The organism is Streptomyces sp. NBC_01465 (genome assembly GCF_036227325.1).
GTDB lineage: Bacteria > Actinomycetota > Actinomycetes > Streptomycetales > Streptomycetaceae > Streptomyces.
The window spans coordinates 2,137,812-2,150,118 of sequence record NZ_CP109467.1 but is presented as its reverse complement, the minus strand read 5'-3'; the positions used below and the strand labels follow the sequence as shown (position 1 = coordinate 2,150,118).

Here is a 12,307-nt window from a genome sequence, read left to right as displayed (position 1 = left end):
CCCCGCCCCCTTTCTGCTGCTCACTCTCCCTTGCCGGCCAGGTCGAGCAGCCGGCCCCGCAGGAAGAAGCGGGTGGCGACGACGGCCACGACGACCGCGACCAGCGCACAGGCGGCGGCCACACCGGCGATGGGCCCCCACGGAACGGCGAAGGCGAATCCTCCCGCGAGCCGGGTGAGCGCGGCCCGCTGGCCGACGACCACCAGGCCTGCCGCGACCGCGCCCAGGATCGCCCCCGCGACCGCCGCGACGGCGGTCTCCGCGGCGACGTACGTGAGGGCGTCGCCGCGCGTGGCACCGGCCAGATTCAGCGCCGCGAGTTCCCTGCGTCTCCCCGGGGCCGCCATCACCAGGGTGTTGGCGATCGCCAGCAGCGCGTACCCGAGCGCGAGCCCGAAGATGATCAGGGTCGCGAGCCGGGCCTGCTTCTGCTGGTCGTCTCGTACGTCGTCGAGGAAGGCGGCCATGGGGGCGACCTTGGCGGGCTGGTTCTCCGCCGCCCTGCGCAGTGCGTCGCCGACCGCGGCCGCGTCACCGCCCGGGCCGACTTTGACGTCGATCCTGGTCGGGGAGCCGCCGGCCGTGTGGGCGGCGGAGACGAAGCCGGTCTCGCCGAGGACCGAGGGTCCGGTGAGCGCCGCGACCGTCAGGTTCACGGCCGTGCCGTCGGGCAGCCCGGCCTTCACCTTGTCCCCGGCCTTGACGCCGAACTCGGCTGCGGTGTCCTCGTCGAGTACGAGCTGCTGGTCGCCGAAGGCGTTGAGCGAACCGTCCACGACCTTGAGGTCCTGCGTTGCGGCAAGCGCCTTCGGATCCACCGCCCAGGTGGACAGCGTGCCGATGTAGCGGTCCCCGGGCCCGGACAGGCGGAGTTCGCCCGGGGTCAGCGCGGCGACCTCAACACCCTTGAGGGAGCGCACTTTCTCCACGGTCCGGGGGCCGATGGTCGCGCCGTCGTCGGCGACCATCGTGTAGTCGGCCCTCGCCTGGGCGCGCAGGCCCGCGCTGCCCGCGTCACCGGCGGCGATCGGCGCGGTGAGCAGGGCACCGCCGAGCCCGAGCGCCAGTACGACGGGAGCCGCGACCGAGGCCGTGCGGCGGCCCGCGAAGAGCGCGCCCTCCCGCACGATCATGGCTCCGGCGCCGAGCAGGCGCAGCGGCCAGGCGGCGAGGAACAGCACCGGGCGCAGCAGCAGCGGGGTCAGCAGCGCGCAGCCGCCGACGATGAGTACGGGCACGGGGAAGTAGTTCTGCATGCTCATCGCGGTGAGCGGACTGTCCACGGCGGAGACGCACTTCTGCAGCCCGAGCCCGAGCAGCACGATGCCGAGCATCAGCCGCACGGGGGTCACCACTCGGCGCTGTCCGGTCGCCTCGCGCAGCGCCTCGGCGGGCTTGACCCGGCCGGCTTTCCACGACACGGCGGCGGTGCCGACCATCGCGGAGAACAGCCCGGCGCCGAAGGCGATCACCAGGGGCGGCCAGACGGCCTCGATGTCGTACCAGGCAGGCGCGATGCCCTTGTCGATCATGAAATCCTGGAGGAGCGAGGCGCATTGGGCCCCGATCAGACAGCCCAGGGCGGAGGCGACCGCGGCGAGCAGCAGAGCTTCGAGCAGCACCATCCGCCGCACCTGCCAGGGGCTCGCCCCGATGGTGCGGAACAGCGCGAGCTCGCGGCGGCGCTGGTCGACGACGAACGCGAAGGTGGCGATCACCACGAAGACCGCGACGAAGGCGACGATCATCAGCGAGGTGCCCGCCATGCCCTCGGCGTCCCTCAACTGGTCGCGGCCGCCCTCCTGGTCGGCCTCGGCGAGCAGCCGGTCCTCGCCGGTCAGGACGCTCGCCCCGGCCGCCTCCGTACGGACTTCGCCGACCGGTCCGTACGCCACGACGGCCTGGACGCCGGGCGACAGTTTCGCGGCCTCGGCGTCGGTGAAGAAGAGCGCGTCCTCGAACCAGACCAGGTCGGTGACGCCGACGACCTGGTAGTCGGTGAAGCCTCCGGCCACCGCGACCTCGACCCGCGTACCGACAAGTGCCGTGTCGCCGCCGCCGACCACGATCTCGTCGGCGGCCTGCGGGGCGCGCCCCGAAGCCAGCCAGTAGGGGGTGAAGGCGGCGCTCGACCACGGATGTCCGACCTGACCGCCGGGCCCGTCCTCCAGACGCGCGGAGAACGACCGGTCCTCAACTGTCCTGCCGGTGGCGGCCAGTGCGGTCACCGTCTTCGCGGGCAGATCACCCGGGCGCGCGATCGGGAACTCGCGCGGATCGCCGTCCTCGTCCTTCAGCTCGTACGTCACGGGCTGCGTGACGACGGCGGGCGCGGCGGCGTACCGCTGCGGCCCCGACAGATCGGTGGACCCGACGGCCCACAGGGCGAGGGTCATCATCGCGATGATGCCGACGCCGAGCGCGAGCGCGACGAACGCACCCGCGTAGGAGACGGCACGCGCCCGTACGGTCGCGAGCGCCAGCCTCACCATGACTGCTCCAGCTTGGTGATCCGCTCGGCGGCCAGCTCGGGCGTGGGGGATTCCAGGGTGCCCGCGGGCCGGCCGTCGGCCAGGAAGACGATCTGGTCGGCGTACGAGGCCGCCACCGGATCGTGGGTGACCATGATGATCGTCTGCCCGTCGCGGTCGACGAGCTCGCGCAGCAACTCCATGACCTGCCGGGAGGACTTGGAGTCCAGCGCCCCGGTCGGCTCGTCGGCGAACAGCACCTTCGGCCCGGTGAGCAGCGCCCGCGCGATCGCGACCCGCTGCTGCTGGCCGCCGGACAGCTCGCCGGGCCGGTGTTGCTTGCGCTCACCGAGTCCCAGCCGCTCCAGCGCGGCATCAACTGCCTTACGGGCAGGCTTCTTTCCGGCCAGCATGAGTGGAAGCGCGACGTTCTGGCGTGCGGTCAGCGACGGAATGAGGTTGAAACTCTGGAAGACGAAGCCGACATGCTGCCGCCTCAGCCTGGTCAGCGCCGCCTCGCCGAGACCGCGCAGCCGGGTGCCGGCCAGCGTGACCTCGCCGGAGTCGACCCGGTCGATGCCGGCGGCGCACTGCAGCATCGTCGACTTGCCCGAACCTGAGGGCCCCATCACCGAGGTGAAGACCCCTTGGGGGAAGTCGAGTGTCACGTCGTCGAGGGCGGTGACCCTGTTGTCCCGCTTCCCGAATCCTCTGCTCACGGCATCGAGTCGCACCATCGCCGTTCCCGTATCCATGACAGGGACGCTAGGAACGCGATCTATATTCGGCCCATACTGCGCGGCTCCACGTGCCGGGTCAGGAGAACAGGTCCACTCCCGTGAGTTCGCCGGAGATTTCCCAGAGCAGGGACGCACTGGTGGGATCGGTGGCCCAGGGCTGCACTCCGCCGACGAGCATGTCGTCGGTGGTGGCGGGTTCCGCGAGGTCGCAGTCCTGGCAGTACGCACCGCCGCGCCCCGCGAGCAACGGGGAGGTCGCCGCCCACACCGCGGTTGCCGCGCCCTGCGCCGGGGTCTTGAAGCCGGGGGCCGGAGTGCCGTCCGGGGTGATCCAGCCCTGGGCGCGCTGTTCGTCCCGGGGGATGTGCCGCTGCAGGGGAGTGAGGATGCTGCCCGGGTGCACCGAGTACGCGCTGAGTCCGCTGCTCGCGCCGAGTGTGTCGAGATGCGTGGCGAAGAGGGCGTTCGCGGTCTTCGACTGGGCGTAGGCCAGCCAGCGGTCGTACCCCGTACGGAAGTGGATGTCCTCCCAGCGGATGTCGGAGAGGAAGTGCCCGGACGAGGCCACGGAGACCACCCGCGAGCCACTGGGCGCCAGCGCCGGGCGGAGGCGGTTGACCAGGGCGTAGTGGCCCAGGTGGTTGACCGCGAAGTGGGCTTCCCAGCCCGGGCCCACGCGGGTCTCGGGGCAGGCCATGATGCCGGCGTTGTTGATGACGACGTCGAGGGTGCGGCCGGTGTCCAGGAAGCGGTCGGCAAAGGTCCGTACGCCCGCGAGATCCGCCAGGTCGAGCGCGTGCACCTCCGCCCGTGGGTTGCCGCGGAGCGCCTCCTCGGCCGCTGCGGTTCTGCGGGCGGGGACGACGACGTGTGCCCCGGCCCTGGTGAACGCGCGGGTGATCTCCAGGCCGAGGCCGGAGTAGCCGCCGGTCACCAGGGCGGTCGTACGGGACAGGTCGAGCCCGGCGAGGACGTCGTCCGCGGTGCTCTGCGCGGTGAATCCGGTGCCGATGCGGCGCTGTTCGGTGATCATGCCCGTGACGCTAGGAGCTGGACCGCTGTCCAGGTCAAGCTAGCGTGGGGGGTGGGGTGATGAGATGAGTGGACTGTCCATCGGGGCGGTCGCGGAGGCGACCGGGCTGAGTGTCGACGCGCTGAGGTTCTTCGAGCGCGAGGGGCTCTTCCTCCGTCCGGTCCGTCGTACGGGCGGCGGGCAGCGGGTGTACGAACCCGCGGACGTGGAGTGGCTCGGTCTCTGCAACCGGCTGCGGGATTCGGGCATGCCCATCGCCGTACTGCGGGAGTTCGCCGCACTCGTACGGTCGGGGCCCGGCAACGAGCCGGAGCGGCTGGCGCTCCTGCGGGAGCACGAGCGGCTGGTGCAGTCGAGGATCGACGACCTGAACGTGAGCCTCGGGATCATCCACAACAAGGTCACCGTCTACGAGGAGCATGTCCGGGAGGGGACCGCCGCCGGAGTCTGGGCGCCGACAACCCCTGGGTGAGCGCCGGTGCCCGGGCTCGTAGGTGAAACGGGTTTCGCGAGAGGGGCGCAGTACGGAGACTGGTCCCGCGGGCCGGTCGCCCGCCGCGCGCAGGCAGTGGACGGGTGGGGTCATGGAGAGTGGGCTGGAAGAGCGGGCCGACTGGGCGCTGGCCTGTCTGGGGCCGGGGCAGTCGTTGCATCTGCTGCACGCCCGCTTCGAGCGGCACGAGTTCGCGCCGCACGCGCACGAGGAGCTCACCGTCGGGGTGACCGTCGGCGGCGAGGAGATCATCGACTACCGGGGCGAGCGCGTGCGGTCGGGGATCGGGTCGATCGTCGTCCTCATGCCCGACGAGGCGCACACCGGGCGGCCCGCTTCGGGGTGCGAGGGGTATGCGTACCGGTCGATGTACCCGGGGGCCGCGCTGATGAGCGAGGGGTCGGTGGGGCTGCCCAACTTCCGGGACGCCGTTATCGACGACCCCGAACTCTCCACCGCGCTACGGGTCGCCCACAGTGAACTGAGCCTGACCGACGACCCGTTGGAGACCGAGTCGCGCATCCCGTGGCTCCTCACCGCGCTCGCCCGGCGGCACGGGTCGGGTGTGCTCTGCGTGCCCGACCGGGTCGTCGGCGCCCGGGGGATCGCGGTGGGGGTCCGGGACCGGCTGGTGGAGGCGGTCGTCGAGCCGCCGTCGCTGGCCGAGCTCGCGGGGGAGCTGGGGCTGTCGCGCTACCAGCTGCTGCGCGCCTTCCGCGACACCTTCGGCATGCCGCCGTACGCCTGGCTGGCGCAGCACCGGGTGATGCGCGCGCGGACGCTGCTGGAGGCGGGGATGAAGCCTGCGGAGGTCGCGGGGCTCGTCGGCTTCGCCGATCAGGCGCATCTGACGCGGTGGTTCCGGCGGGTGACGGGGGCGACCCCGGCCGCGTACCGCAACAGCGTTCAAGACGGGAGCCGTTGACCCCGGGATCATGGGGGCATGACAACACGTGGGTGGGCTCTTTTCGGGATGATGGGTGTGCTCTGGGGCATCCCGTACCTGATGATCAAGGTGGCGGTCGACGGTCTTTCGCCGGCGGGGGTCGTGTTCGTACGATGCGCGATCGGGGCGGCGCTGCTGCTCCCGTTCGCGCTGCGGGGCGGGGGATTCTTCCGTACGGTCCGGGCGCACTGGGTGCCCATGCTGGCCTTCGCCGCGATAGAGATCATCGGCCCGTGGTGGACCCTGACGGATGCCGAGCGCAAGCTGTCCAGCTCCATGGCGGGGCTGCTGATCGCGGCGGTACCGATCTTCGGGGCCGTCATCGCGCGGTTCTTCGGCGACACGGAGAAGCTCGGTGCGCGGCGGGCGACGGGGCTCGGGCTGGGGCTCGGCGGGGTCGCCGTACTGACGGTGCCGCACCTCAGCGGCGGGGACGCCTGGTCGATCAGCGAGGTCCTGCTCACCGCACTCGGGTACGCCACCGCGCCGCTGATCGCCGCCCGGTACATGAAGGACGTGTCCACGCTGCGGCTCATCACGCCGTGCCTGATGCTGGCCGCGGTCGTCTACGCCCCCTCGGCGGTATCCAGTTGGCCGTCCGCGATGCCGTCGGGCCAGGTCATCGCGAGCCTCGCGGGGCTCGGGGTGTTCTGCACGGCGCTGGCCTTCGTGGCCTTCCTGGAGCTGATCAGGGAGGTCGGTCCGGTGCGCGCCTCGGTCATCACGTACGTCAACCCGGCGATCGCGGTGGCGGCCGGAGTCGCCCTGCTGGGCGAGGAGTTGACGGTCTCGGTGGCGGGGGCGTTCGTCCTCATCCTGGGCGGCTCGGTGCTCGCGACGGTGAAGGGGCGTGCGGCGGCCAAGGAGGCGGAGGGCGGAGAGGATCTGCCGCCCGTCCGCACTCCCGCGGAGACGGTCTGAGGCGGACAGGTCAGGCCGGGGTCAACGCCCGCTGCAGATCGGCAAGTTCGCGGTAGTGGACCCCGGTCATGCCCAGCGCGACCGCTGCCTTGACGTTCTCCTCGGAGTCGTCGACGAACAGGCAGCGGTCGTACGGGACCTGCACGCGGGCCGCCGCGATCTCGTAGAAGCGGTCGTCGGGCTTGGCCACGCCGATGCGGGCGCTGCTGACGACGTGGTCCACGAAGCCGTCGAGGCCTAGCCGGGTCAGGTCGCCCTCCAGGTCGGTCGTCGCATTGGTGACGAGGACGAGCGGGACGTGCTGCCGTACGCGGGCGAGGAGTTCGAGGATCTCCGGGTCGGCCCGGAACGGCGCCGTCCCGAAGGCGGCCGCCAGCTCCCGGGCCCGTTCCGCGGAGGTCACCTCGGTGAGCGCCTCGCCCGTCGACTGCACCCACTCGGCGTGCGACATCTTCCCCAGCAGGAAGAGCCCGTCGCGCTCGGGCGCGAACGCGAACTGGGCGGTCGTCCCGTCCGGAAGCCCGGCGGCGCGCTCCAGCCGGGTCACCTCGGAGGTGTCGTAGAACCGGATGACGCCGTCCAGGTCGCAGAGCAGGGCGTCGAAGGCGTACGGATGAGTCATGGCGTCACGCCACCGGGTCCGCGATCCGCGCACCCGTCCCTCCCACCCGCACCCGGGGGTCACCCGCGCGCAGCTCCACCCGCAGCTCGCCGGGGCGGCCCATGTCGGTCCCCTGGTGCAGGGTGAGGACCGACTCCTCGGGGACCAGGCCCAGTTCACGGGCGTACGCACCGAAGGCCGCGGCCGCCGCACCCGTCGCCGGGTCCTCCACCACCCCGCCCACCGGGAACGGGTCGCGTACGTGGAAGACCGTCTCCGACTCGCGCCAGACCAGCTGGACCGTGGTCAGGTCCAGGGCGGTCATGAAGGTGGCCAGGCGCTCGAAGTCGTAGTCCAGGTCCGCCAGTCGGGCCCGCGTCGCCGCCGCAAGCACCAGGTGGCGGGCGCCCGCGTAAGCGATCCGCGGCGGAAAGGCCGGGTCGAGGTCCGAGGGCGACCAGCCCAGCGCCTCCAGGGCCTCCGTCACGTCCTTCTCCGCCGCTTCGTGCACCGCCGGCTCCACGCTCGTGAGCGTCGCGCGCAGGGTGCCGTCCGCGGACTCCGTCACCGTCACCGGGACCGTGCCCGCCTGCGTGGACAGCAGCAGCTCGCCCGCGCCGTGGCGCTCAGCGAACGCGATCGCCGTCGCGATGGTCGCGTGGCCGCAGAAGGAGACCTCTGCCTTGGGGGAGAAGTAGCGGACGGTGAAGGACCGGCCCGCCTCCCCGCCCAGCCCCTCGGGCGGCGCGGTCAGGAACGCCGACTCGCTGTAGCCGAGCTCCGCCGCGATCGCGAGCTGCTCCGCGTCGGAGAGGCCCGCGGCGTCCAGGACGACACCGGCGGGGTTGCCGCCCGCGGGGTCTGCGGAGAAGGCGGTGTAGCGCAGGATCTCGGGGCGGGGCTTGGGTGTCGTCGTCATGTCTGCGGCAACTCCTGAGGTGCGGAGATCATTCCTTGGCGAGGGAGCGGTCCGCGACCCGGTCCAGATGAGCGGCGAAGATCGCGGGTGCGTCCGGGGTGAGCGTACGCAGGGCGACCATCGCTGTCACGATCACGTCGCAGAGCTCCGCCTCGACGTCCTGCCAGGTGTGGCTCGTGCCCTTGCGCGGGTTCTGCCCGGTCGCCCCGATCACCGCCTGCGCGACCTCGCCGACCTCCTCGGAGAGCTTGAGGATGCGCATCAGGACGTCCTCCTGCGGCGGGAGGGTGTGCGATGCGCCCAGCCAGGCGTGCAGTTGATCGACTGTGGTCCAGGTCCGGTCGTCGTCCATGGGAGCAGGCTCCCATACAGTGCGCGGATGATATTCAGACGTGGGGCGGGCTTCGCGGGCGCCGTCGCCGACTTCGAGAAGGCCGTACGGGCGCGGGACAACCGCACCGCCGAACGCGCCTCCATGGCCCTCGGCAAGGCCTTCGCGCGGGCCAAGGACGATGCGCTGCGGGAGGGCGGAGTACGCCTGGCCGGCCTCCTCCCGGAGGTCCCGCACGGGCCGCGCGCCATGATCGCCGTCCTGGTCGGGGCGTGTGTGGAGCGCGGCGCCGACGCGCAGCAGTGCGCCCCCGCCGTCTTCGCCGAACTGCGCCAATCGCTGCTCTCCGCAGGGGAGTTCACGGACCGGTGGGCCGCGACCGGCGGCGGGGACATCCCCGACCCGGGCGAGGACGTGGACGCCGAGGTCGTTGAGCGCGTGGGGCACGAGCCCGCAGCCGCTTGGACGATGCTGCCCCAGTGGGAGATGGCGGCTGTCGCCATGCTCAACGTCCCCGCCGTACGCACGGGACTCGGCGCCGGCCCCCGTGAGGAGCTCCTGGGGCTCCTCGGGCGCGTGGCGGAGGCCTCCGGCGAGGAGTTCAAGTGCCTGGCGTACGCGCTGACGGTGCTCGACGACGAGCCGCTCGTCGTCCTCCACCGCGAGAGCCGCACCGGCTACGCCCTGCGCATGACGGGCATCGGCGACACCTTCCAGCTGCACACCCTGCTGGCCGGGGTCCTGGCGGGCGGCGGACACGTCCCCGGCTACGCCCCCTCCGCCAAGGAGGTCGCGGTCTGCCGCGACGCGCCTGGGCAGGTCCCCACCACGGGCTCCTTCGACCTGATGGCCCCGGACGGGACCCGGCTCTGGAACGAGGGGACCCCGGCCGACATCCCGCTCGTCGAAGGCCACCGTCTGCTCGTCCTCGATCCGCCGCCGTACGCGCGCAGTTGGCCCGCCGGACGCTTTTTCCCCGGGATGCGCGGCGATCTGGTGCTGGAGCGCGTGCTCGACGCCGAGCAGACCGAGGGCTGGTTCGCGCACGTCTCGGACGTCCCGCAGAGCTGAGGGCTTGCCTTCGTATGCGCTCCAACTCCTAGGGTGCGCAGGCATGGAGACCACACGCAGGACGCTGGGACGCAGCCGTATCGAGGTCAGCGCGCTCGGGTTCGGGTGCTGGGCGATCGGCGGCGAGTGGGCGGCCGCCGACGGCAGTCCGCTGGGGTGGGGGAAGGTCGACGACGAGGAGTCGGTACGGGCCGTCCGCCGCGCCCTCGACCTCGGCGTGACCTTCTTCGACACCGCCGACGTGTACGGCACCGGGCACAGCGAGCGCATCCTCGGGCGGGCGCTCGCCGGCCGCAGGGACGAGGCGGTGATCGCCACCAAGTGGGGCAACCGCTTCGACGAGGCGACGCGCACCCTGACCGGAAGCGACACGACACCCGAGTACGCACGCGAGGCGCTCACCGCGTCCCTACGCCGCCTCGGCACGGACCACATCGACCTCTACCAGCTCCACCCCGGCGACGCGGACCCCGAGGCGGGCGCCCAACTCCGGGACGCCTGCGAGGAGTTCGTACGGGAAGGGCTGATCCGAGCGTACGCATGGAGCACCGACGACCCCGCGCGCGCCGAGGTCTTCGCCGCCGGTGAGCACTGCGCCGCGGTCCAGCACGCCTGCAGTGTGCTGGCCGACGCCCCCGAGATGCTGGCGCTGTGCGAGCGCCTCGACCTGGCCAGCGTCAACCGCAGCCCGCTCGCGATGGGGCTGCTCACGGGGAAGTACGCGGCCGGGGCGCGCCCCGGCGCGGGCGACATCCGCGCGGTGCCGCCGGCCTGGCTGAGCTGGTTCGGCGAGGGCGGGGCGCCCGACCCCGCGTGGGCGGCCCGGGTGGAGGCGCTGCGGGAGGTCCTGACCAGCGGTGGGCGCACGCTGGGGCAGGGCGCGCTGGCCTGGCTCTGGGCGCGCAGCCCCCGTACGGTCCCGATCCCCGGCTTCCGCAGCGTCGCGCAGGCGGAGGAGAACGCGGGCGCACTGGCTCAAGGGCCCCTGGATGAGGGGCAGTTGGAGGAGATCAGCAAGATTCTCGGTTGACCGGGCGGCGGGTCCCGCAAGCGGAACGCGGACCCGCTGTTCGTTCGCACAGCATCTCTTTGTACGGTCCTGAGGTGCGCGAATCCTCTCGAGCCCCTCTCTCCCGACGCGCGGCCCTCGGCCTGGCCGCCGCCGTCCCCGCCGCGGCCCTCGCCGGCACCGGCAGTGCCGCGGCCGCCACTGCCGTGGGCGGTGAGCGGCTGGGCCTCGACGGGGTTCAGGTGGACCTCGCGGGGGCCCGCGCGCTGCCGAAGCTCTCCGCCGCCTCCTGGCTCGTCGCCGACCACGCCACCGGCGAGGTGCTCGCCTCGTACCGCGCGCACCGCAGCCTGCCGCCCGCCTCGACGCTGAAGATGCTCTTCGCCGACACGGTGCTGCCGAAGGTCGGCGAGGTCACGCAGAAGCACAAGGTCACGGCGGCCGACCTGGCCGGGATACCCGGAGGCAGCAGCCTGGTCGGGGTCGAGGCCGGGACGACGTACACGGTGGACCAGCTGTGGCAGGGCGTCTTCCTGCGCTCGGGCAACGACGCCGTGCACGTCCTCAGCCACATGAACGGCGGCGTGGACGAGACCGTGCGCCAGATGCAGGCCCTGGCCGTCGACCTCCAGGCGCTCGACACGAAGGTGGTCAGCCCGGACGGCTACGACCACCCCGGGCAGGTCTCCTCCGCGTACGACCTCACGCTCTTCGCCCGGCACGGCCTGGGCCTCGACAGCTTCCGGCACTACTGCGGGATGCGGATCGCGGACTTCCCCGACGGAAACAAGGGGAAGACGTTCCAGATCCAGAACACGGACCGCCTGCTCGGCACGTACAAGGGCCTGATCGGCGTCAAGAACGGCTACACGACCAACGCGGGCAACACCTTCACGGGCGCGGCGACGCGGGGTGGCCGCACGCTGCTGGTCACCGTGATGCACCCGGCGCCCGGCTACGACATGGTCTACCGCGACACCTCCGCGCTGCTCGACTGGGGGTTCGCGGCGGCGGGTACGGCGCAGTCCGTCGGGACGCTGGTCAAGCCGGTCAGCGAGGGTGGCGGCCCGAAGAAGGCGGCGGCCGCGCCGAAGGCGGGCGCGGTGGCGGCGGCCTCGTCGACTAGTTCGTCAGACGCCGCGGGCTCACTGTCGTGGCCGCTGATCGGCGGGGTGGGTGGGGCGGTGGCGCTGATCGGGGGGTCGGTGTTCGCGCTCAGGAACAGGCGGCGCAGCGAACCGGCCGCCGCCCAGGAGGGCAGCGGCCGGCACAGGCGCTGAGCGTCAGCTGGTGACGTAGCCCTTGCCGGGCTTCGTCCACTTCACCGCGTCCTTCTTCGCGCCCTTGGCGTCGCTGAGGGTCGCGGTGTCGTGGGTGTTGTTCCAGATCATCCAGCCGCGCTGCTGGTACTTGGACGCGGTGGTGTCCTTGCCCTTGCCCGTGTAGACGGTGACCGACTGGCCCTTCTTCAGGCTGACGTTGCCGAAGGTGTACACGTGGCGCTTGGTGTCCACCAGCTTCCAGCCCTTGATGCTGACCGTGCCCTTGGAGCGGTTCTGGAGCCGCACCCACTCGCCGTTGACGGACTTGTTGGTGTGCACGTCCTTGCCCGGGGAGTCGTACTGGACCTTGCTGATCTGCACGGGCGAGACGGCGGCGGACGCACTGGGCGCGGTCACGAGCAGGGCCCCCGCGAGGGCGGCGACGGCGAGGGCGGCGGGCGCCGCGGTGCGTATGCGCACGGTGTGCTCCGTATGTGGAAAGTGTGAAGG

The 12,307-nt window shown here is 72.1% G+C and carries 13 protein-coding genes; 6 read left to right on the top strand and 7 right to left on the bottom strand.

From position 1 onward, the window contains the following. Window positions 1–20 precede the first annotated feature (20 nt). The 3 genes from OG707_RS09845 to OG707_RS09835 all read right to left on the bottom strand — a co-directional run bounded on the left by OG707_RS09845 (window position 21) and on the right by OG707_RS09835 (window position 4,244). Window positions 21–2,492 carry an ABC transporter permease gene (locus tag OG707_RS09845; protein ID WP_329116538.1) on the bottom strand — a complete coding sequence of 824 codons (2,472 nt, stop codon included), beginning with the start codon at window positions 2,490–2,492 and terminating at the stop codon, window positions 21–23. Beyond that, window positions 2,486–3,226, bottom strand: coding sequence for an ABC transporter ATP-binding protein (locus OG707_RS09840; protein ID WP_329116536.1), 741 nt, complete (start codon window positions 3,224–3,226; stop codon window positions 2,486–2,488). The genes OG707_RS09845 and OG707_RS09840 overlap by 7 nt, the downstream gene beginning before the upstream one ends. Before the next feature lie 61 nt (window positions 3,227–3,287). Continuing rightward, window positions 3,288–4,244 (bottom strand): SDR family NAD(P)-dependent oxidoreductase, encoded by a 957-nt coding sequence (locus OG707_RS09835; RefSeq protein ID WP_329116534.1) that lies wholly within the window; start codon window positions 4,242–4,244, stop codon window positions 3,288–3,290. 64 nt (window positions 4,245–4,308) lie between these two features. Between OG707_RS09835 and OG707_RS09830 the strand changes: the two genes are divergently transcribed. From OG707_RS09830 to OG707_RS09820, 3 genes are all read left to right on the top strand, one after another. Continuing rightward, complete coding sequence (locus OG707_RS09830; protein WP_329116533.1) at window positions 4,309–4,716, top strand: MerR family transcriptional regulator; 408 nt, start codon at window positions 4,309–4,311, stop codon at window positions 4,714–4,716. Between the two features lie 112 nt (window positions 4,717–4,828). Continuing rightward, window positions 4,829–5,662 carry an AraC family transcriptional regulator gene (locus tag OG707_RS09825; RefSeq protein WP_329116531.1) on the top strand — a complete coding sequence of 278 codons (834 nt, stop codon included), beginning with the start codon at window positions 4,829–4,831 and terminating at the stop codon, window positions 5,660–5,662. A gap of 18 nt (window positions 5,663–5,680) precedes the next feature. Next, on the top strand, window positions 5,681–6,604 hold the full coding sequence (locus tag OG707_RS09820; RefSeq protein WP_329116529.1) for a DMT family transporter: 924 nt from the start codon (window positions 5,681–5,683) through the stop codon (window positions 6,602–6,604). A gap of 10 nt (window positions 6,605–6,614) precedes the next feature. Here the strand turns inward: OG707_RS09820 and OG707_RS09815 are convergent, their stop codons facing one another. Genes OG707_RS09815 through OG707_RS09805 form a run of 3 tightly spaced genes read right to left on the bottom strand, consistent with a single transcriptional unit; the run spans window position 6,615 to window position 8,476 of the window. Beyond that, window positions 6,615–7,226: an HAD family hydrolase gene (locus tag OG707_RS09815; protein WP_329116527.1), complete on the bottom strand. Its 612-nt coding sequence runs from the start codon at window positions 7,224–7,226 to the stop codon at window positions 6,615–6,617. Between the two features lie 4 nt (window positions 7,227–7,230). Then, window positions 7,231–8,124, bottom strand: coding sequence for a PhzF family phenazine biosynthesis protein (locus OG707_RS09810; RefSeq protein ID WP_329116525.1), 894 nt, complete (start codon window positions 8,122–8,124; stop codon window positions 7,231–7,233). A gap of 28 nt (window positions 8,125–8,152) precedes the next feature. Then, on the bottom strand, window positions 8,153–8,476 hold the full coding sequence (locus tag OG707_RS09805; protein ID WP_329116523.1) for a MazG-like family protein: 324 nt from the start codon (window positions 8,474–8,476) through the stop codon (window positions 8,153–8,155). A gap of 27 nt (window positions 8,477–8,503) precedes the next feature. On the opposite strand from OG707_RS09805, the gene OG707_RS09800 reads away from it, so the two are divergent. The 3 genes from OG707_RS09800 (at window position 8,504) to OG707_RS09790 (ending at window position 11,815) form a co-directional block, all read left to right on the top strand. Then, window positions 8,504–9,526, top strand: a complete 1,023-nt coding sequence (locus OG707_RS09800; RefSeq protein WP_329116521.1) for a hypothetical protein — start codon at window positions 8,504–8,506, stop codon at window positions 9,524–9,526. A gap of 43 nt (window positions 9,527–9,569) precedes the next feature. Continuing rightward, window positions 9,570–10,556, top strand: a complete 987-nt coding sequence (locus tag OG707_RS09795; RefSeq protein WP_329116519.1) for an aldo/keto reductase — start codon at window positions 9,570–9,572, stop codon at window positions 10,554–10,556. Between the two features lie 74 nt (window positions 10,557–10,630). After that, complete coding sequence (locus tag OG707_RS09790; protein WP_329116517.1) at window positions 10,631–11,815, top strand: D-alanyl-D-alanine carboxypeptidase family protein; 1,185 nt, start codon at window positions 10,631–10,633, stop codon at window positions 11,813–11,815. A gap of 3 nt (window positions 11,816–11,818) precedes the next feature. On the opposite strand, the gene OG707_RS09785 is transcribed toward OG707_RS09790, so the two are convergent. Then, the gene (locus OG707_RS09785; protein ID WP_329116515.1) at window positions 11,819–12,277 is read right to left on the bottom strand and encodes a lamin tail domain-containing protein; all 459 of its coding nucleotides are present in this window, start codon (window positions 12,275–12,277) and stop codon (window positions 11,819–11,821) included. Between the last annotated feature and the right edge of the window lie 30 nt (window positions 12,278–12,307).